Genomic DNA, 19,554 nt, shown 5'->3' on the forward strand with positions numbered 1-19,554 from the left:
TTACTCAGACCATGCGTCGCACGGTATTGTCCTTGCGCACAAAATGGTGCCAGATCGCAGCCACCACATGCAGTCCGATAACGTAGTAGAAGATCGTGCCCAGCAGGACGTGGAAGTGCTCCAGGGCTTGCGCGGTCTCCTTGGAGAGGGCAAAGGGCCCGGGAATGGACAGTGATGTCAACGGAATGGGCAAGGCGCCGCGTTCCAGCAATACCGTGAACAGCCCCAGCAGGGGCTGCACGAAAAGAAACGCATACAGCGCGTAGTGCGACAGCGTGGCGGCCACGCGCAAGGCCCCTTCGAGCGGGGGCCTGATCCCGGGCGGTGTATGCCGATGGCGTTCAGCGATTCGAAAGAACGCCATGACCAACACGACGATTCCCACCCAGAAATGCGTCTGTACTACCAATGTCCGCACGTCCGTGCCTTTGGCGAATTGGCTGCGGCTGAGAATCAGCGCATACGCCAGAACGATCAGGACGGCCATCGCCCAGTGAAACCAGCGGGCCTTGTAGCTGTAACGTTGCGTATTTGAAGGGACAATCACGGGTCAGACTCCTTGGATTTTATGGTGTTCACCCTTTTTCGTGGGCTTTGCATTTATAGCAATTGCTGCAGATTAAAAAAATCCCAAGGGCATGCCTGTAATCTGCCGTCTGTGCAAATGAATACTTTTTTAACTTCGATGCTCGCGGTAGTGTAGCGCGTACGCAGTTAACTGATGTCTGTTAACAGCGTATTTAATATATTAGGCATAAATCAAAAAAGTGTCTGATCCATATATCCGATAACGACTAGCTAGAGTGTTATTGGCGGCTTATAAGAGTATTACAGCCGTCCTTCGGCGATCCTTGTAGATCCTGAGTGTTTCTACCATTCGAGGTTATTCAAACGATTGATGTTAGCGATAATGGATAAATAAATATTTTTGCTATTAAATTTATCATTCTTATAATTATTCGTGATTAGAAACCCATCAAAACGAGTTTGACAGGGAATCCGGTTGGATCCATCTTTACCCCGGACGGTTCGGAACTCTGACTATCAGTCTCACTAGGCTGGCATTTTGACCAGAAGCTTTGGGGCCCTCGATTTTACCCACGTAACATTGCAAGGGCTCTTCGTTTATGAACGTCCCCGACTTCGTGCGCCTTTTAAAACAGAAAAATATGGATTCTGAAGTGTGGTGGGATTCGTCACCGACGCTTTATGCATCCTTCAAATACACTTTGCGCGCAAAGTATCCGGACATGTGCGGACTTATCGACGCTACGCTGCCGGATTCCATGGCTTCCAATATTTACGGTTTCAGTGGCGCAACTACCAATCCACGATTGATAGCTGAGGCTGTATTGAAAAACCCTCAAGTATGGAGCCGATATATTGACGGCCTACCGGTCTGTCTGTCAGCTGAAGACAAGGCAGGTCAGGTCTACGACCAGATGATCGTGGAAGGTGCAAGGGTGTTGCTGCCGCTGTGGATCTCCTCAGAGGGTCGTCATGGCTGGTTTTGCGCCCAGATCGAAGGCGGCGAAACGATGGGCGAGGAGTCGCTGATAGCCCGGGGGCTGGAACTGGCCAGATTGGCGCCTAACATCATGGTCAAGGTGCCGGGCAGCGAGCCGGGTTATCGGGCCATCGAGCAATTGGTGGCACAGGGCTGTTCGATCAATAACACCTTCTGCTTCACCGTTTCCCAGGCTGCGGCATGCTTGAAGGCGATCCATGAAGGGCAATTGCGCGCGCGGCTACAGGGCGTGGAGACCGAGCGCGCAAGGTATGTCATCAGCTTCATGATTGGCCGTCTGGGAGCGCCAGGCCAGTTCAGGGAGCAAGCTGCTCGCCGCGGACTCAACCTGTCGGCTGCGGATCGGCGTTGGGCGGAAATTGCCGTCTATCAGGCCATGCAAGCGCTGCTCAGACGCCGTGAAACACCTGCGCGGCTGCTGCTGTGCAGCCTGAAAGTCGATATCGACTCAAGAGGTCGCGAGCAGTGCTGGCATCTGCAGCGCACCGGTTCAGAGACCACCTTGTACACGCTCACACCGCAGATCATCGAGTTTCTGATAAGGCGCCAGAAGCGGATGCAGCCGGTAACGCCTGCCAGTGGCTGGCTACAGATACCCAAGCGAGTGCTCGACAGGCTGACGGCGATGCCCTATTTCAATCAGGCGTATTTTGAGGGGGGGCTGGCGCCATCGGAGTTTGATTCGCACCCGGCATTCATCACTGCCGGCAACGACGCACGAGCAGGGCAGGAGAGCCTCCTTGCATTTGTCAAAAGCGCAGGCGGCGCGTCGGATGTTTCGCATTCGCGACCCTTGCGCAAGCGGGTGGTGGAGCGCGCCTCATGAACCGCATGGTCGCCCTTTGGGCGCATCCACGGTCCCGATCAACCGTTCTTGAACGGGTATTTATTGAACGCGGCGACTTCGAGGTTTTTCACGAACCCTTTGCCTCCGTAGCTTTCGATGAACAGTCAGCCATTCCCCATGATGACCTGAACTGTGGTTTGCCGCGCACCTACGAAGGCGTCAAGGTACTGCTGCGCACGACCCGCCAGACCCGCAACGTGTTTCACAAAGACATGGGCTACCACTGCCTGGAAGAACTCAAGGCCGATCCGGGATTTTTGCTGGAGCAGCAAAACGTTTTCATCATTCGTGAACCGGCGCAGGCCATCGTTTCGCATTTTGCGATGTTCCGGCAGATGCCGCTGCAGGCCATCGGCCACAAGGCGCTGTACGAAATCTTCTGTCTGATCACCAAACTCACCGGGAAGATTCCCTACGTGGTCAATGGCGAAGACCTGGCCAGGCGCCCGGAAGAAACCGTGCGCAGGCTCTGTGAGCATCTGCAGCTGGAGTTCCTGCCCCGGGCGCTGAGTTGGGAGCCCTCATGCCCGGCGCAATGGAAAGCGTGGCGCAGTTGGCACAAAGAAGCAGAGCGCAGCACAGGAATCGTCGCTTCACCCGAGCGTTTCGACGACCGGCAGCTGCGGGAAAACCCCCATTTGATGGCGTATTACCAGGTTCATCTGCCCTTTTATGAACGCATGAATCAGTTCGTGCAGCAGGAGCTCTCATGAAGAAAATCGTCATCACCGGCGCGGCTAACGGCATCGGTAAGGCCACGGCCATTGCCTGCGCAGAGGCCGGGTATTATGTCATTGCTGCCGACAAGGACACTTTCGGGCTACGGGACCTGCAACAACGCATACCGGTCCATCAGGTGGAAAGCCACGTGGCCGACTTTTCGAAGCCCGAGGTTTATCAGTCGTTCATCGGCAATCTCTATGCGCATCACAAGGCGCTGCATGGGCTGATCAATAACGCCGGGCTGTACCACGGCAAAAGCGTTTACGACTACAGCGATGCTGAAATCGAGGAGATCTGGGCGGTCAATCTCAAGTCGCTCGTTTATCTGTCCAAGGATTTTGCCTGGCATGAACAGTCGGCCAAGCACACCCGCAGCATCATCAACATCACGTCGGTGGCTGGAGAAGTCGGGAGCATGGATGCGCTGTATGGCGCCACCAAGGCCGGTGTCATCGGGCTGACCAAAGCCAACGCCTGGAATTTCGCGCCACGGGTACGGGTGAACGCAGTTTCGCCAGCGTTGATTCGCAACACCTCGATTCACGACCGCATCCCCGAGCATCGCCGGAAAGAGTACGAGCGTCAGGAACTCATCAAGGACCCGATCGAGCCGGAGGGCGTCGCTGATGTGGTCATGTTCCTGCTCTCCGATCACAGCCGGCACCTGACCGGAAAAGTCATTGCGGTGGATAACGGTGCTTATCCTCGTTAGGGACGAGGGCAGACACATACCTTCTGGAGAAAACATCATGCAACGCAAAAAACTGCTAATCGTCGGTGGCGGTAATCTGTGCCTGCAAATTCTGCAAATTCTGGTGCCACGCAATCAGTTCGAGTTTCATGTGGCCAGTCGCGATATCGAACAGACCACCCGGTTGTGTAACTTGATGCGCCTTGCCGCCCTGCAACAGGAGGTGCAGGCGCGAATCGAATGCTGGCAAATGGATCTGACCGAATCGGCCATCGAGCGCAACGCCGAGACCCTGGCGTGTATCAAGCCGGACATCATTCTTAACTGTGCCTCTCTGCAGTCCTGGCGTGTCATTACTCAACTGCCCAAAGTCACGTTCGATGCCCTCGATCAAGCCCAACTCGGTCCATGGCTACCCATGCACCTGGCCCCGGCCTACGCGCTGATGCGCGCAGTCAAACAGTCCTGCCCCAAGGCCCTGGTGGTCAACGCAGCGTTTCCCGATGCGGTGAACGCCATCCTGTACAAGGTCGGGATGGCGCCGGCGGTAGGGGTGGGCAACATCGCCAATCTGGTTCCGGCGACCCGAAGCGCAATTGCGCGGCTGGCGGGCTGCGAGCCGGCGCAGGTGCGGGTCAAGCTGGTCGGGCAGCATTTTTTCAGCCATTTCGTGCCGCGCCGCGGGCTGCCGCCGGATGCCAATTTCAATCTCACCTACTGGATCGACGGCAGTGAAAGCACTGGCTACTTCAAGTCCAGGGAAATTTTCGCCAGTGTCGCCGAGCACTTTCGGCGGCTCGGAGGCGTGGATGGCCAGTACCTGACCGCCATGTCGGCGGTTTCAGTCATCGAGAATCTGTTCGCCGATACCGAAGTCCATGTTCACGCGCCCGGCCCCGACGGTTTGCCGGGCGGTTATCCGGTAAAGGTCGGCATGGGTCGTGTATTGCTGGGCCTTCCTTATGGCGTGCGACGTGAGGTTGCCATTGAGCTCAATGAGGCCGGGCAGCGTCAGGACGGTATCCAGACCATTCATGCTGACGGCAGCGTGACTTTCGGGCGCGAGCAAATGCATGTCATGGAAAAAATGCTGGGATTTTTAATGCCCGAAATGACGGTCCATGACGCAGCCGCGTTCGCCTGCGAACTGGGCCGCAAATACCAGGCGTTTGCCGATCATATTCTTCACAAGGGAGTCAGCCATGTTGCCCAGCAGCCCGTCCTCGACCACCAGCCTGGTTGATCCCAACGATCTGGATTACGCCCGGCAGTACAGCGCCGATTTTGTCAGCCGCTGGGACGAGTTGATCGACTGGGACAAGCGTGCGCTTGGTGAAGGACATTTCTTTACCGATATGTTGCTCCACGCGGGGGCCTGCCGGATTTTCGATGCATCTACAGGCAGCGGGTTTCATGCGGCACAGCTGCGCAAGGCATGTTTCGAGGTCGTCGCCTGTGACGGCAGCCCCACCATGGTCGAACGGGCGAAGGTCAACTTTGACCGACTGGGTCTGGATATTGCGCTTTACCAGAGTGACTGGGCTGACCTTGAGTTTCTGCAGAGTCAGCACACCTTGGGGCAGTTCGATGCGGTGCTCTGTCTGGGGAGTTCGTTGTGCCATATCTTTGAGCGCAGTGAGCGCATCGAAGTCTTGCGGCGCTTCCGCTCTCTGCTCCGACCGGGTGGCATGCTGCTGATCGATCAACGCAACTTTCAGGCGATCCTGGCCGGGCATTTTTCGTCGTCGGGGCAGTATTACTACTGCGGCAAGACCGCCAAAGTGGCGATAGGGGCGTTGAATGACTCACTTTGCGAGTTCGTCTACAGCTTCGCCGACGGCGCTCGTTACCGCCTGCGAGTGTTCCCCATCCTGCCGGCGCAGTTGCGCAGCGAACTGATGGCAGCGGGGTTTTCGGTCCCGCAGAGCTTTGGCGATTTCAAGCGCTTATATGACCCGATGCGTGCCGATTTCATCATTCATCAGGCGATTGCCTGAATGGCGCCTGGAGGGCGTTTCATGGACATCCATCAGCAAGATCCTGCCTCGTCGAATAACGTGCTGCCCTTCGACTTCTCCAACAACGTCGTTGCCGAAGGCGCGCGGCCTCATGTGGTATGGCTCACGGGGCTTTCGGCGGCAGGCAAGTCCACGATTGCCAATGGCCTGACCCCGGTCCTGATGGCGCGTGGGCTGAAAACCTGCATTCTGGACGGGGATTCGGTCCGCACCGGCTTGTGCCGCGACTTGGGGTTTTCAGAGCGTGACCGCGAGGAAAACGTACGGCGCGTGGCGGAGGTTGCAGCCTTGATGGCCGATGTCGGGCTCACGGTGATGGTGGCAATGATTTCGCCCTCTCGGGCTACGCGCCATCTCGCCCGCTCCATCATCGGCACCGACCGATTCGTGGAGGTATTCGTCGATGCGCCGTTGGCGGTAGCCGAAGCGCGGGATCCCAAAGGGTTGTATCGCCGTGCCAGACAAGGCGATATACAGGGCTTTACCGGCATCGATTCGGTGTATGAAACGCCGGTGTGTCCGGAGCTGCATATTCGCAGCGATCAGGTGAGCGTTGCCGACGCCGTGAGCCTGATCGACGGCTGGTTGAGGCAGTCGACAGGTTTATAACCTCATTAAGTACGCATTCTTGCTGCATGCTTGCTGCGGTTGTCGGAAAAACGGGCGAATGTCCTCATCTCTGCCATTATTGAATGCTCAATCAATGCTGGGGACGGGCCATGTCCATGGGTCAGTTGAAAATTAACGCCATTCGGCTCGTCGGTGGGGTGAGCGTGCTCGACTACCTGAATACCTGCGACGGTCGTCGTCCTGGCACGTCACTGGCAGAAGTGGTCGATAAGTTATCGAGCCTTGAGGACATCGTGCATTGGTTCCTGCATGTCGGATTGATCGAGCCTGATGAGCATGAACGTCTTGTGCAACTGGTGCATGACTCCTCCTGGCACACGGTGCCAGTATTCAAGCAATTGGTGGCGTTTCGCGAGGCACTTTATGGGCTGTTCTTGCCCATTGCGCTGGGAGGGGCGGTGAATCAGGCGCGCCTTGAGGAGCTGAATCATGTGCTCGCGGTCACGTCGGCTCAGAGGGTGTTGGTGTCAACGCCTTTGGGTGTCATCTGGCGTTGGCGTCCCTGTCATACCCTGGAGGAGATGACGAGCGGTTTTCTTGGGCGCATGGCCGTTCAGGCGGCGGCGCTGTTGACCTCGCCTGATCTGGTTCGGTTAAAAGCCTGCGCTACGCCGGATTGTGATTGGTTGTTTGTTGATACGTCGAAAAATGGGCGACGGCGGTGGTGTCAGATGAATGTGTGTGGCGCCAAGGAAAAGGCGAGGAGGGCAATTGGGTAAGCCGGACTGCTGCAGGGCCCGTGTGCGGGGGCAGGATCCCGACCTGTGCTGAAAAAACCAGGGAACCTGGCTGTCTCTCGAGCTTCTTATCTCTAGTTCAGAGCTGTCACGCATCGGTCGTGGTGGCGAACACAGAGAGCACTTGCATGAGCGATATCCGTATCGGCATATCGGGCTGGCGCTATGTGCCATGGCGCGGTGATTTCTACCCGGTAGGTCTGGCCCAGAAAAACGAACTCAAATTCGCCTCCAGAGCGGTGAACAGCATTGAGATCAATGGCTCGTTCTATTCTTTGCAGTCGCCGGATCTTTACGCACGCTGGTACGCGGACACGCCCAAGGGCTTTGTATTCAGCGTCAAGGCGCCGCGCTACATCACCCATGTCAAGCGCCTGAACGACATCGACGAGGCCATGGCGAATTTCTTTGCTTCCGGAATCTTTCAGCTTCGAGACAAGCTGGGCCCGATTCTCTGGCAATTTGCGCCAAGCTTCAAATTCGACGCCGAAAAGTTCGAGGCTTTTCTCAAGCTGTTGCCCCACGATGGTAATTCGGCAAAGGCCTGTGCCAAAGGCTGTGCAGCCCGCATGGAAAAGCCGGGCTATCTGGATATTCCCGCCAGATTGCGCCTACGCCACGCCGTGGAAATTCGCCATGAAAGCTTTGCCGTACCGGAATTTATTACGCTCTTGCGCACGTACAACGTGGCGTTGGTGACTGCGGATACCGCAGGGAAGTGGCCGTATCTGGAAGATCTCACTAGCGACTTCGTCTACCTGCGCCTGCATGGCGAAAAAGAGTTGTACGCCAGCGGCTACACCCCGGCGGCGATCAAACGATGGGGCGACCGGATCGACCTGTGGCGTCAGGGCAGCCAGCCAAAGGATGCGCATCGGGTTGTCGACAAGTCACCTCGCGCGCGCAAGTCGCGGGATGTTTATTGCTATTTCGACAACGACATCAAGGTGCGCGCGCCTTACGACGCACGCAAGTTGCTGACGCGCTTTGAATTGACCGATCAGCTGGAAGTCGCTCCGGGCGATCTGCAAGGAGTGGAGTTTTGACCAGTGCCCTGATCCCCGAAGAAATCACCAGCCGCCGCCAGAGCGCATCGACCGGATTCAAACTCAACGTGCTTACCATGAACATGCACATGGGCTTCGGCTTCCTCAATCGGCGTTTCATCCTGCCCGAACTACGCGATGCCGTGCGCAGCGTGTCGGCGGACGTGATTTTTCTGCAGGAGGTTCACGGCGAACAGCAAAATCACGCGCAGAACGTCAAGAACTGGCCGACCACCTCCCAGTACGAGTTTCTCGCTGACAGCATGTGGAAGGATTTCGCCTATGGCCGCAATGCGGTTTATCCCCACGGCCATCACGGCAATGCGTTGTTGTCGAAGTACCCGATCCTGCGTCACGAAAACCTCGATATTTCCATCCTTGGCACCGAAGAGCGCGGCCTGCTGCATTGCGTGCTGGATGTGCCGCGCTTCGGCGAGGTGCATGCGATCTGTGTGCATCTGGGGCTCCGGGAAGCGCACCGGCAGCGGCAACTCGGTTTGATGGCCGACCTTGTCTCGCGCCTGCCCCCCGAGGCGCCGGTGATCATTGCCGGCGACTTCAATGACTGGCGGCAGAAGGCTGATGCCGTGTTGAGTGCAACCGGGCTGCGCGAAGTGTTCGTCGAATCGTTCGGCGCAGCGGCGAGAAGCTTTCCGGCGCGTTTCCCGCTGCTGCGTCTGGACCGCATCTACGTGCGCAACGTCAAGGTCCGAGCGCCCAAGGTGCTATCGAACAGGCCTTGGTCGCACCTTTCCGATCATGCGCCCTTGGCGGTGGAGGTCACGCTATGACGTCTTTCAGCGATCAGTGCGGCGTGTGGCAAGACGGTAACTCGGTTGAGTTGCTGATCAACGGCGAAGACTTCTTTGGCAGGGTGTTCGAGTGTATTCGGGCGGCGCGGCAGGAGGTGTTAATCGAGACCTTCATCATCTTCGAAGACCGGATCGGTGAGGGCCTGCAACAGGCAGCAATCGAGGCGGCGAGTCGGGGAGTGCGGGTGGTGATCACGGTCGATGACTATGGCACCAGCGACCTGAGCACGGCGTTCGTCCAGGCGATGATCACTGCAGGTGTGCAGATCCAGTTGTTCGACCCGCGTCCGAAATTGATGGGCATGCGCACGAACCTGTTTCGTCGCCTGCACCGCAAAATCGTGGTCATCGATGGCGAACTGGCGTTCATGGGCGGCATCAATTACAGCGTCGATCATATGTGTGATACGGGGATCACGGCCAAGCAGGACTATGCGGTGCTGGTGCGCGGACCGATCGTGGCGGATATCTATCGTTCGACGTTGAACATGCTGGCACCTGCGCTGCGCAAGTCCTTTTCGCCGCTCAAGGTGGTGACGCGCAAGGCCGGTAGCGCCCGCATGTTGATGGCCGAGCGGGATAACCATCGACACACGACCGACATCGAGGAGCAGTACCTGCTGGCCATGCGCAGTGCCAGCCAGCGCATCACCATTGCCAATGCTTATTTCTTCCCCAGCTACCGGTTTCTGCGTGAATTGCGCAACGCAGCCCGACGCGGGGTGAACGTCACGTTGATCCTTCAGGGTCAACCGGACATGCCCTTCGTTCGCGTATGTTCGCGCCTGACGTACACCTGGCTGTTACGTGAGGGCGTGGTGATCCATGAATACAAGCAACGGGCGCTGCACGGCAAGGTCGCGCTGGTCGATCAGGAATGGTCCACCGTCGGATCCAGCAACCTCGATCCCTTGAGCCTGGCGCTCAATCTGGAAGCCAATCTGTTCATTCGTGATCGCTCGCTCAACCAGAAACTTCACGAGCATCTGCAGCAATTGGCGGCTGCCCATAGCAAGCTGGTCAACCTCAACGGCTTGGCGAAAGGGCAGTGGTGGCGGGCGCCGATGATCTTTTTCAGCTTCCACTTCTTACGACATTTTCCGGCAATTGCCGGGCTGTTCCCGGTCCACGGACCGCGCCTGAAACCGGTGCGGGCGCCCGATGCCCTTCCAGAGGCCGAGGCGCTCAAGCACGAGTTGTCGCCAGACCAGGAGAAGTTGCTATGAGCGGGGTGTCGCAAGCTGCAGAGGGCCCTGATAAATCGTCGGAATCGGCTAAGCACGGTCCGTGGCTGAAGTGGGCCAAGCGCGGGTTCACGCTGTTTTTCTTTATCGCCGTGCCTGTATTGCTGTTCACGCTGATGAAAAACCTCGACTGGAATGAGGTCACCCACGCGCTGGAATCGTACAAGCCCGGCACCTTGGCGCTGGGGTTCGTGGTGGCAGCCGGCAGCTATTTGACCTATTGCGGATTTGATGTACTGGCTCGGCGCTATACCGAACACAAGCTGTCGGTGACGCAGATCATACCGGTGACCTTCGTCTGCTATGCCTTCAACCTCAATCTGAGTTCATGGGTGGGAGGCATCGCCTTGCGTTATCGGCTCTACTCGCGTCTGGGGCTGGATGTACCCACCATTACGCGGATTCTAAGCCTGAGCCTGATCACCAATTGGCTGGGCTACATGCTGCTGGGCGGTTTCGTGTTTGCGGGCGGGTTCATTGATCTGCCCGATGGCTGGAAGATCGGCGACACCACGCTGCAACTGATCGGCTTTGTCCTGCTGGTGGTGTGTTTCGGCTACTTTGTGGCCTGTCGGTTTTCCCGCAAACGCACCTGGACGGTGCGCAAGCAGCAACTGGTATTGCCATCGCTCAACCAAGCGTTGCGCCAGGCATTGCTGGGTGCATTGAACTGGGGCCTGATGGCGCTGCTGATTTATGTGCTGTTGCCGGAAAACGCCTTTTATCCAGCAGTACTGGGCATTCTGCTGATCAGCAGCATTGCCGGGGTCATCGCGCATATCCCGGCCGGGTTGGGGGTGCTGGAAACGGTTTTCATCACGCTGATGCAGCACCAGTTCAGCAAGGGCCAACTGCTGGCGGCGCTGATCGGCTACCGGGTGATCTACTTTCTGATTCCGCTGATTCTGGCAGTGGTGGTGTACCTGGTACTGGAAAACCGGGCCAAAGCGATGCGCAGCAAGAACCAAGCGCGCATGGCCCAGTGATACGGATAGCCGAGAGCGATGGATCGACTGTACCGCCGTTTCGCGAATGAATTTGCTCCCACAGAGGTTGCTTGGATGAAGGCTTTCAATCAGTCCCTCCCCGCGAACATCCTGACTGCTTCGACCGCTTCATGAGCACCCGTGCTGATCTGCACGATGGAGGCCCCGGCCTGGTTAGCCAGCTCCACGCCCCTGGCTGCGTTGCTGCGGGTATTGTCCATGCTGACGATCGCCTGACGCGTCTCATTCTGGATCAGCTGGATCATCCCCGAAATTTCCTCGGTCGAGCGGCTGGTACGTCCCGCCAGTTGGCGCACTTCGTCGGCGACCACGGCGAACCCACGGCCCTGATCCCCGGCGCGCGCAGCTTCGATGGCGGCATTGAGCGCCAGCAGGTTGGTCTGGTCGGCAATGCTGCGGATGGTGTTGACGATGGCGGTAATCTGCTCGGAGCGCTCGCCCAGCAGGCCGATAACCCGTGACGAATCTTCGATATTGCGCGAAATCTCGCGCATTTCCCCCGCAGCCTGCTGAATCACCTGAGTACCTTGCTCGGCGACTTTCCGGGTCTGCACCGAGATGTGATACGCCTGCGCTGCGCTCTGGGAATCCTGTTCGTGTTTTTCGATGCGAGCGGTCACGTCCGAGGCGAACTTGACGATTTTGCTCAGCGTACCGCCGGCGTCGTAGACCGGGTTGTAAGAAGCCTCGAGCCAAAGCGTCTGCCCGTGTTTACCCACGCGCTTGTACTGCCCGTTGAAAAACTCGCCTTTGTTCAGTCGCCGCCAAAAATCCTGATACTGCTCGCCACGGGTCAGTTCAGGGGGGCATAACAGTGTGTGATTCTTGCCCAGCAACTCCTGCCGGCTGTAACCCAATAAACGCAGAAGATTGTCATTGGCCGCGATGATCTTGCCGTCCAGATCGAATTCGATCACCGCCATGGCGCGGTCGATGGCCTGCAGCTTGTTGCGGCTTTCGCTCTCGGCGCGAAGCTTTTCGGTCACGTCCATCGCGTACTTGACGATCTTGACCACCTTGCCGCTGGTATTCCGCACGGGGTTATAACTGGCTTCCAGCCAAACCGCCGCTCCGTCTCCTGCCACCCGCTGAAAAGTCGCGGACACAAACTCGCCACTGCGCAGGCGTGACCACAGCTGCGAATATTCGCTGCTGCGGGCGTAATCGGGCGTGCAGAACATGCGGTGTTCTTTGCCCATTACCTGCTCGGGGCGATAACGCATGGCTTTGAAAAAGTTGTCATTGGCCTTGAGCACGACGCCATTGAGGTCGAACTCGATGCTTGCCATGGAGCGGCTGATAGCCTCCAGCAGACTGGCCTGATGCGCGACAGTCAGTTGCAGGTCCTGGATGATTTTGTTTTTGGACGAATCGAAAAACATGATGGTGGCTCGGGCTGATGGAACGACGAAGGGATCCCATTCCGTGGCCTTGAGAGCGCAGGTCAACACTCAGCTGCGATTTCCGTTTTGCAGTGACGCGATCATCACAAACGAAATGTCAAAAAGCTACACATAACTTGTACAAATTTTAGAGCTTGTACAGGATTGTCGCTGTGTGAGCTTCTGGTTGCTGTGTGAGCTTCTGAAGGTTACGACAGTAGCGAAGCGGAGTATCAGGCAGACCCGGTTTAGCAGCGTTCGCTGCCGTCGAAACCTGCGACGTCTGCCACGGGGATAATGCAGGCGCGTAAAGTTCTCTGTGGGAGCGCATTCATTCGCGAAAGCCAGTACAGGCGATGAAACTGGGTTGGCTGTACCGGCCTCTTGCGAATAAATCCCACCGTTGAGTTCAGCGTCGTCTCCAAGACCGCGACCGGCTCCGGTTTTTAATCTTCGAAACCCACCTGCTCCGACATCTCGTCCACCTTCAGCTCCAGCCGATACGCCACTGCGATAAATAACGCCTGACACAAACACAGCGTTGCACTCAGCGAACGGAACGCAAACGAACTGCCTTCATTGACCAGCAATACCGCGTTGGCGCGTTTGGCCAGCGGCGACAGATTGCTGTCGGTAATGATCAAGGTTTTGGCTTGATGATGCTGGGCGATGCGCAGGCAGTGCTGGGTTTCCTTGCCGTAAGGGGTAAAGCTGATGGCGATCACCAGGTCATTGGCGCGCACGCTGCGCATCTGTTCGCGGTAGCTGCCGCCCAGCCCTGAGATCAGATGAATGCGCTTGTTGGTGTGTTGCAGGTTGTACACCAGATAATCGGCAACGGCGAACGAGCGGCGCACGCCGACCACATAAATGTTGTCGGCATTGACCACCAGGTCCACTGCTTTTTCAAAGGCTTCGTCATCCAGTTCCAGCGCCAGGCGCTCAAGCCCCGACAGTGTGGCGTTGACGCATTCGCGCGCCAGATCGCCACCGCTGGCCTTCTTCGATTTGTTGGCGATCATGCTGCGGATGCGCTGCTGGTAGTTCTGCACCGGCGTGGCTTTATGCGTGTAGGCCTCGCGAAACAGCGCCTGCATTTCGCTGAATCCGCTGAATCCGAAACGCTGGGAGAAGCGCACGATGGCTGAGGGATGCACCTCGCATTCACGGGCAATGTCGCTGATGCGGTCGACCATGATCCGGTCACTCTGCTGGCTCATGTAGCTGGCAATGCGTTTGAGCTGGCGCGGCAGGCCTTCGTATTCGGCAGTGATCAGCTTGAGCAGTGCATCGGCGGTTTCCGGCGCATTGACGGGCGACGGCGCGCTGTCGTCGGTATCTGGCAAAGCTGGCTGATCAGTGCTGGACATGCGGTCAATTCCTCAGGCTTCTCTTATGGCCCGCAGTTTACAGGGCTTGTGGGTTATATCCTGCCTGTTTAGCACGATCTGTCATCCTTTGCTTGAGGTGGAAAAAATATTCCACATGAAAAAAATTTAGAAAAAACATTGCTCCTTGCTTCTGCCCGTTCTAGTCTGCATCCACAGACAGGCATCGAGCCCTCGGGCTTGAGCCAAGGCTTAATAAAAATAAAAGGAGCCAGCATGGGCCAGACTCGTTTTGCCAGTGGGCGTCCATTGGACGTGGTATGCCTGGGGCGCCTGGGCGTCGATCTTTATGCGCAGCAGATTGGTGCGCGCCTTGAAGACGTCAGCAGTTTCGCTAAATACCTGGGCGGTTCCTCCGCCAATATCGCGTTTGGCACCGCACGCCTGGGCGTCAAGTCAGCCATGCTGACTCGCGTCGGCAACGATCACATGGGGCGTTTTCTGGTCGAGTCCCTGGCTCGCGAAGGCTGCGATGTCAGCGGCATCAAGGTCGATGCCGAGCGCCTCACCGCCATGGTTCTGCTGGGCATCAAGGACCGCGAGACCTTTCCGTTGGTGTTCTATCGGGAAAACTGCGCCGACATGGCCCTGTGCGCCGAAGATATCAACGAAGCGCAGATCGCCTCAAGTAAAGCGCTGCTCATCACCGGCACCCACTTCTCTACCGACCAGGTGTTCAAGGCCAGCAGCGTGGCGCTGGACCATGCCGAAAAACACGCTGTCAAACGCGTACTCGATATTGACTATCGCCCGGTGCTTTGGGGGCTGACCGGCAAGGCAGATGGCGAAACCCGTTTTGTGGCGGATCAGAAGGTCAGTCAGCACGTGCAACGCATCCTGCCGCGTTTCGACCTGATCGTTGGCACCGAAGAAGAATTCCTGATTGCCGGTGGGGCGGCCGATCTGCTCGGCGCCTTGCGCAAGGTCCGCGAGCTGACGGCGGCGACACTTGTGGTCAAGCTCGGCCCTCAGGGCTGCACGGTGATTCACGGCGCCATTCCTTCACGGCTCCAAGATGGTGCGATTTACCCCGGCGTGCGCGTGGAAGTCCTCAATGTGCTGGGCGCGGGCGACGCATTCATGTCGGGCTTCCTTAAAGGTTGGCTTAATGAGGAGAGTGACGAACGCTGCTGTCAGCTTGCCAATGCCTGCGGCGGGTTAGTGGTCTCCCGCCATGCCTGTGCCCCGGCCATGCCGACGCTGGTAGAACTGGAGTACCTGTTCAGCAGCCCGGTGCCGGTTACCCGGCCCGATCAGGATCTGGTCCTGCAACGTCTGCATCAGGTCAGCGTGCCGCGCAAACAGTGGAAACAGCTGTTCATCTTCGCCTTCGACCACCGTGGGCAGTTAGTGGAACTGGCGCAGAAGGCAGGGCGTGACCTGGCCTGCATCGGTCAGCTCAAGCAGCTGTTCATTCAGGCGGTAGAGCGGGTCGAGGCTGACCTGAAAAAGCGCGGCATCGAAGCGGATGTCGGCCTGCTGGCCGATCAGCGTTTCGGCCAGGATTCGTTGAACACGGCCACCGGAAGGGGCTGGTGGATCGCCCGGCCGGTCGAAGTGCAAGGCTCGCGGCCATTGGCGTTCGAACACGGCCGTTCGGTGGGCAGCAATCTGCTCACATGGCCCAAAGAGCAGATCATCAAGTGCCTGGTGCAATACCACCCGGATGACGAACCGCTGCTGCGCCTGGAACAGGAAGCGCAGTTGATGGGGCTGTATCAGGCATCTCAGGCCAGTGGCCATGAACTGCTGCTGGAAATCATCCCGCCGAAAGATCAACCTGGCAGCCACCCCGATGTGATCTACCGTGCGTTGAAGCGCTTGTACAACCTCGGGATCTACCCGGCGTGGTGGAAGATCGAAACGCAATCGGCCCAGGTTTGGGAAAAACTCGATGCCCTGATCCAGGAGCGCGATCCGTATTGCCGAGGCGTGGTGCTGCTGGGGCTCAACGCGCCGGCCGAAACCCTTGCTGCCGGTTTTCGCGCTGCCGGTAACAGCACGACTTGCCGCGGCTTTGCCGTGGGCCGCACGATTTTCCACGAACCGAGCCGCGCCTGGCTGGAAGGGGAGATCGACGACGCCGGGCTGATCAGTCGCGTGCAGAGCACGTTTGGCTTTTTGATCGAGTCCTGGCGCGAGGCGAGAGCCTGATTTCGTAGGACGCGTGAACACTTTCAAGGCGACAAAAACAATAAAGGTGCAGCCATGCCCGCTTCCGCAATTCGAATTGGCATCAACCCGATTTCCTGGAGTAACGACGACTTGCCCGCCCTTGGAGGCGAAACCCCGCTGAGTACGGCGCTGGCTGAGGGTAAGGAAATCGGCTACGAGGGTTTCGAGCTCAACGGCAAATTTCCCAAGGACGGCAAAGGCGTGGCTGACGTGCTGAGGCCCCATGATCTGGCACTGGTATCGGGCTGGTACTCCGGTCGCCTGGCCAGCCGCTCGGTGGCCGAAGAGATCCAAGCCATTGGTGCCCACGTCGAACTGCTCAAATACAACGGCGCCAAGGTACTGGTGTATGGCGAGGTGGCGGACGCGATTCAGGGACAACGCATTCGTCTGGTCGAGCGCCCGCGCTTTCATAGCGATACCGCTTGGCGGGAGTACGCTGACAAGCTGACGGAGCTGGCGCGTTTTACCCTCTCCCAAGGCGTACGCCTGGGCTATCACCACCACATGGGCGCCTACATCGAATCCCCCGAAGACATCGACACACTCATGGCCCTGACCGGCAGCGAGGTCGGCTTGTTGTTCGATTCAGGGCATTGCTACATGGGCGGCGGTGAGCCCTTGCAGGTCCTGCGCAAACACATCGACCGAGTCTGTCACGTGCATTTCAAGGACGTGCGCAAAGCGGTGGTGCAACTGGCGCGCAATAATTTGTGGAGCTTCCCGGACTGCATCGTCAACGGCACGTTTACTGTGCCAGGCGATGGCGACATCGATTTCGCCGCGCTGCTGGATGTGTTGATACACGCCCGCTACGAAGGCTGGCTGGTGGTCGAGGCGGAACAGGATCCGGCTGTGGCGCCGAGCTATGCCTACGCTAAAAAAGGCTATGACACGCTGCGCAATCTGTTGGCCGCCACCCATGAACAGAACCCTGCACAAAGGAGCCTGTGAACATGAACCTGTTAGTGAAAAGCAAAGCCGCCGGGCGTGATGTCGTGGCGCTGGGCGAGGGCGTGCTGGAGTACGTCGGTTTCTCGGCGCACCGGTTGACGGTCGGCGAGCGTCTTCCGGTCAACTCCCAAGACAAGGAACTGTGCCTGGTGCTGCTCAGCGGTCGGGTCAGTGTCAGCGGCGAGGCGCCGGGGCAGGGCGCGTTCAACTGGGAAAACATCGGCGATCGGCAGTCGGTATTCGAGGACAAATCACCGTTTGCCGTGTACCTGCCGCCAAACAGTCAGGCTCAAGTGACTGCGCTGAGCGCGGTGCAGATTGCGGTGTGTGCTGCGCCAGGCGACGGCTCTCGCGATCTGCCCGCACGCTTGATCAACCCCGACACCATGAAGCGCAGCGTGCGTGGCAAGGCGGCCAACACCCGTTATGTCTGCGACATCCTGCCCGATTCCGCGCCTGCGCATTCATTGCTGGTGGTCGAAGTGCGCACGCCCTCGGGTCACTCCTCCAGCTACCCGCCGCATAAGCACGACAAGGATGATCTGCCCCACGAGAGCTTTCTTGAAGAGACCTATTACCACCAGATCAACCCACCCCAAGGCTTCGTGTTCCAGCGCGTCTACACCGACGATCGCAGCATCGATCAGGCGATGGCCGTGGAAAACAATGACCTGGTGACCGTGCCCAAAGGCTATCACCCGGTCAGCGTGCCTTATGGCTACGAATCCTATTACCTGAACGTGATGGCCGGGCCGAAACGCGCCTGGCAATTCCACAACGATCCACAGCATCAATGGCTGATGGATCTGTAAATCACCCCATTCTCAAGGAGCCCGCCATGAGCAACGCCCCGATCATCGGCCACTACATCAATGGCCAGGAGCAAGACGCCAGCGAGCGTTTCAGCGATGTGTTCAACCCGGCAACTGGCGCCGTGCAGGCCCGCGTTGCACTCGCTGAATTGAAGACTGTCGATCAAGCCGTTGCGGCAGCGCAGGCTGCGTTTCCGGCATGGGCTGACCAGTCGTCGCTGCGTCGCGCGCGGGTGATGTTCAAGTTCAAGGAGTTGCTGGATAAGCACCATGATGAACTGGCCGAGATCATCTGCCGCGAACACGGCAAGGTGTTCTCCGATGCCAAGGGCGAAGTGGTGCGCGGTATCGAGATCGTTGAGTTCGCCTGTGGTGCACCCAGCCTGTTGAAGAGCGATTTCAGCGACAACATCGGCGGTGGCATCGACAACTGGAACCTGCGCCAGCCGTTAGGGGTATGCGCTGGCGTCACGCCGTTCAACTTTCCGGTGATGGTGCCGCTGTGGATGATTCCCATGGCGTTGGTGACTGGCAACTGCTTCATCCTCAAGCCTTCAGAGCGCGACCCTTCCGCCAGCCTGCTGATGGCGCGGTTACTGAAGCAGGCCGGTCTGCCCGACGGCGTGTTCAATGTGGTGCAGGGCGACAAGGTGGCGGTGGATGCCTTGTTGCAACACAAAGGCATCGAGGCGATTTCCTTCGTCGGTTCGACGCCGATTGCCGAATACATTCACCAGCAGGGCACCGCCCATGGCAAACGGGTGCAGGCGCTGGGCGGGGCGAAAAACCACATGATCGTGATGCCCGACGCCGATCTGGATCAGGCTGCCGATGCCTTGATCGGCGCGGCCTACGGGTCGGCAGGGGAGCGCTGCATGGCCATTTCCATCGCCGTGGTGGTGGGCGATGTCGGCCGGAAACTGATCGACAAGCTGCTGCCGCGCATCGACTCGCTCAAGGTCGGCAATGGCATGAATGCCGATTCGGACATGGGGCCGCTGGTCACTGCGGTGCACAAGAACAAGGTCGAGGGCTATATCGATCAGGGTGTGAAAGAAGGCGCGAAGCTGATCGTCGACGGGCGCAATTTCAAGGTGCCGGGGGCGGAAAACGGCTTCTTCGTCGGGGCCACGCTGTTCGATGAGGTCACCCCGGACATGGCTATCTATAAGGAAGAGATCTTCGGACCGGTGCTGGGCATCGTCCATGTGCCGGATTTTGCCGCTGCGGTGGAGTTGATCAACGCTCACGAGTTCGGCAACGGCGTGTCGTGCTTCACCAGCGATGGCGGCGTAGCCCGTGCGTTCGCGCGCACTATCAAGGTCGGCATGGTGGGCATCAATGTGCCGATTCCGGTGCCGATGGCCTGGCATTCGTTTGGCGGCTGGAAGCGCTCGCTGTTCGGCGATCACCATGCTTATGGCGAAGAAGGCCTGCGCTTCTACAGCCGTTACAAGAGCGTCATGCAGCGCTGGCCGGACAGCATCGCCAAGGGCGCCGAGTTCAGCATGCCAACGGCGAAATAAGAGGCTGACGTTACCTGCGGGTGATCACCTACCG

Annotated in this window: 18 protein-coding genes and 1 pseudogene; 15 read left to right on the forward strand and 4 right to left on the reverse strand. The window is 58.2% G+C overall.

Annotated elements, in window-relative coordinates; all coding sequences use genetic code 11:
* Nucleotides 1–4: 4 nt before the first annotated feature.
* Entirely contained in the window at nt 5–544 is a 540-nt protein-coding gene (locus EC915_RS16420; protein WP_133751653.1) for a cytochrome b, read from the reverse strand.
* Between the two features lie 742 nt (nt 545–1,286).
* On the opposite strand from EC915_RS16420, the gene EC915_RS16425 reads away from it, so the two are divergent.
* The 11 genes from EC915_RS16425 (at nt 1,287) to EC915_RS16475 (ending at nt 11,262) form a co-directional block, all read left to right on the forward strand.
* Nucleotides 1,287–2,354: a transaldolase family protein gene (locus tag EC915_RS16425; RefSeq protein ID WP_166651003.1), complete on the forward strand. Its 1,068-nt coding sequence runs from the start codon at nt 1,287–1,289 to the stop codon at nt 2,352–2,354.
* A complete protein-coding gene (locus EC915_RS16430; protein ID WP_133751581.1) occupies nt 2,351–3,088 on the forward strand; it encodes a sulfotransferase family protein in 738 nt (245 codons plus the stop codon). The genes EC915_RS16425 and EC915_RS16430 overlap by 4 nt, the downstream gene beginning before the upstream one ends.
* Nucleotides 3,085–3,810: an SDR family NAD(P)-dependent oxidoreductase gene (locus EC915_RS16435; protein ID WP_133751582.1), complete on the forward strand. Its 726-nt coding sequence runs from the start codon at nt 3,085–3,087 to the stop codon at nt 3,808–3,810. Before EC915_RS16430 ends, EC915_RS16435 begins: the two co-directional genes overlap by 4 nt.
* A gap of 37 nt (nt 3,811–3,847) precedes the next feature.
* Complete coding sequence (locus EC915_RS16440) at nt 3,848–5,032, forward strand: hypothetical protein (protein ID WP_133751583.1); 1,185 nt, start codon at nt 3,848–3,850, stop codon at nt 5,030–5,032.
* Nucleotides 4,992–5,786: a bifunctional 2-polyprenyl-6-hydroxyphenol methylase/3-demethylubiquinol 3-O-methyltransferase UbiG gene (locus EC915_RS16445; protein WP_133751584.1), complete on the forward strand. Its 795-nt coding sequence runs from the start codon at nt 4,992–4,994 to the stop codon at nt 5,784–5,786. Before EC915_RS16440 ends, EC915_RS16445 begins: the two co-directional genes overlap by 41 nt.
* A gap of 21 nt (nt 5,787–5,807) precedes the next feature.
* Nucleotides 5,808–6,416 carry an adenylyl-sulfate kinase gene (cysC, locus tag EC915_RS16450; RefSeq protein ID WP_133751585.1) on the forward strand — a complete coding sequence of 203 codons (609 nt, stop codon included), beginning with the start codon at nt 5,808–5,810 and terminating at the stop codon, nt 6,414–6,416.
* 110 nt (nt 6,417–6,526) lie between these two features.
* On the forward strand, nt 6,527–7,156 hold the full coding sequence (locus EC915_RS16455; protein ID WP_166651004.1) for a CGNR zinc finger domain-containing protein: 630 nt from the start codon (nt 6,527–6,529) through the stop codon (nt 7,154–7,156).
* A 146-nt stretch (nt 7,157–7,302) separates the two neighbouring features.
* Nucleotides 7,303–8,220, forward strand: a complete 918-nt coding sequence (locus EC915_RS16460; protein WP_133751587.1) for a DUF72 domain-containing protein — start codon at nt 7,303–7,305, stop codon at nt 8,218–8,220.
* Between the two features lie 89 nt (nt 8,221–8,309).
* Nucleotides 8,310–9,011: an endonuclease/exonuclease/phosphatase family protein gene (locus EC915_RS16465; protein WP_166651008.1), complete on the forward strand. Its 702-nt coding sequence runs from the start codon at nt 8,310–8,312 to the stop codon at nt 9,009–9,011.
* A complete protein-coding gene (gene clsB / locus EC915_RS16470) occupies nt 9,008–10,258 on the forward strand; it encodes a cardiolipin synthase ClsB (RefSeq protein WP_133751588.1) in 1,251 nt (416 codons plus the stop codon). Before EC915_RS16465 ends, clsB begins: the two co-directional genes overlap by 4 nt.
* A 5-nt stretch (nt 10,259–10,263) precedes the next feature.
* Nucleotides 10,264–11,262, forward strand: a complete 999-nt coding sequence (locus EC915_RS16475) for a lysylphosphatidylglycerol synthase domain-containing protein (protein WP_256658756.1) — start codon at nt 10,264–10,266, stop codon at nt 11,260–11,262.
* Between the two features lie 89 nt (nt 11,263–11,351).
* On the opposite strand, the gene EC915_RS25665 is transcribed toward EC915_RS16475, so the two are convergent.
* The 3 genes and pseudogenes from EC915_RS25665 to EC915_RS16485 all read right to left on the reverse strand — a co-directional run bounded on the left by EC915_RS25665 (nt 11,352) and on the right by EC915_RS16485 (nt 14,035).
* Nucleotides 11,352–11,903, reverse strand: coding sequence for a methyl-accepting chemotaxis protein (locus EC915_RS25665; RefSeq protein WP_372237910.1), 552 nt, complete (start codon nt 11,901–11,903; stop codon nt 11,352–11,354).
* Nucleotides 11,889–12,665 (reverse strand): annotated as a pseudogene (locus EC915_RS25670) (PAS domain-containing protein); the annotation flags it as partial. The pseudogene EC915_RS25670 and the gene EC915_RS25665, both read right to left, overlap by 15 nt.
* Before the next feature lie 446 nt (nt 12,666–13,111).
* On the reverse strand, nt 13,112–14,035 hold the full coding sequence (locus tag EC915_RS16485) for a MurR/RpiR family transcriptional regulator (protein ID WP_133751591.1): 924 nt from the start codon (nt 14,033–14,035) through the stop codon (nt 13,112–13,114).
* A gap of 234 nt (nt 14,036–14,269) precedes the next feature.
* On the opposite strand from EC915_RS16485, the gene iolC reads away from it, so the two are divergent.
* From iolC to EC915_RS16505, 4 genes are read left to right on the forward strand one after another with little or no spacing between them, the layout of a single operon-like run.
* Nucleotides 14,270–16,207: a 5-dehydro-2-deoxygluconokinase gene (gene iolC, locus EC915_RS16490; protein ID WP_133751592.1), complete on the forward strand. Its 1,938-nt coding sequence runs from the start codon at nt 14,270–14,272 to the stop codon at nt 16,205–16,207.
* Between the two features lie 54 nt (nt 16,208–16,261).
* Nucleotides 16,262–17,182, forward strand: a complete 921-nt coding sequence (gene iolE, locus EC915_RS16495; RefSeq protein WP_133751593.1) for a myo-inosose-2 dehydratase — start codon at nt 16,262–16,264, stop codon at nt 17,180–17,182.
* Nucleotides 17,183–17,184: 2 nt separating this feature from the next.
* Nucleotides 17,185–17,994 (forward strand): 5-deoxy-glucuronate isomerase, encoded by an 810-nt coding sequence (iolB, locus tag EC915_RS16500; protein WP_133751594.1) that lies wholly within the window; start codon nt 17,185–17,187, stop codon nt 17,992–17,994.
* Nucleotides 17,995–18,020: 26 nt separating this feature from the next.
* A complete protein-coding gene (locus EC915_RS16505) occupies nt 18,021–19,520 on the forward strand; it encodes a CoA-acylating methylmalonate-semialdehyde dehydrogenase (RefSeq protein ID WP_133751595.1) in 1,500 nt (499 codons plus the stop codon).
* The last annotated feature ends 34 nt before the right edge of the window (nt 19,521–19,554 follow it).

The organism is Pseudomonas sp. LP_7_YM, from assembly GCF_004364435.1.
Taxonomy (GTDB): domain Bacteria; phylum Pseudomonadota; class Gammaproteobacteria; order Pseudomonadales; family Pseudomonadaceae; genus Aquipseudomonas.

Bases quoted from the DNA above. Each gene is read 5' to 3' on its own strand.
- EC915_RS16425 (WP_166651003.1), top strand. From the start codon at position 1,287: ATGGCTTCCAATATTTACGGTTTCAGTGGCGCAACTACCAATCCACGA.
- EC915_RS16430 (WP_133751581.1), top strand. From the start codon at position 2,351: ATGAACCGCATGGTCGCCCTTTGGGCGCATCCACGGTCCCGATCAACC.
- EC915_RS16435 (WP_133751582.1), top strand. From the start codon at position 3,085: ATGAAGAAAATCGTCATCACCGGCGCGGCTAACGGCATCGGTAAGGCC.
- EC915_RS16440 (WP_133751583.1), top strand. From the start codon at position 3,848: ATGCAACGCAAAAAACTGCTAATCGTCGGTGGCGGTAATCTGTGCCTG.
- EC915_RS16445 (WP_133751584.1), top strand. From the start codon at position 4,992: ATGTTGCCCAGCAGCCCGTCCTCGACCACCAGCCTGGTTGATCCCAAC.
- cysC (WP_133751585.1), top strand. From the start codon at position 5,808: ATGGACATCCATCAGCAAGATCCTGCCTCGTCGAATAACGTGCTGCCC.
- EC915_RS16455 (WP_166651004.1), top strand. From the start codon at position 6,527: ATGTCCATGGGTCAGTTGAAAATTAACGCCATTCGGCTCGTCGGTGGG.
- EC915_RS16460 (WP_133751587.1), top strand. From the start codon at position 7,303: ATGAGCGATATCCGTATCGGCATATCGGGCTGGCGCTATGTGCCATGG.
- EC915_RS16465 (WP_166651008.1), top strand. From the start codon at position 8,310: ATGGGCTTCGGCTTCCTCAATCGGCGTTTCATCCTGCCCGAACTACGC.
- clsB (WP_133751588.1), top strand. From the start codon at position 9,008: ATGACGTCTTTCAGCGATCAGTGCGGCGTGTGGCAAGACGGTAACTCG.
- EC915_RS16485 (WP_133751591.1), bottom strand. From the start codon at position 14,035: ATGTCCAGCACTGATCAGCCAGCTTTGCCAGATACCGACGACAGCGCG.
- iolC (WP_133751592.1), top strand. From the start codon at position 14,270: ATGGGCCAGACTCGTTTTGCCAGTGGGCGTCCATTGGACGTGGTATGC.
- iolE (WP_133751593.1), top strand. From the start codon at position 16,262: ATGCCCGCTTCCGCAATTCGAATTGGCATCAACCCGATTTCCTGGAGT.
- iolB (WP_133751594.1), top strand. From the start codon at position 17,185: ATGAACCTGTTAGTGAAAAGCAAAGCCGCCGGGCGTGATGTCGTGGCG.
- EC915_RS16505 (WP_133751595.1), top strand. From the start codon at position 18,021: ATGAGCAACGCCCCGATCATCGGCCACTACATCAATGGCCAGGAGCAA.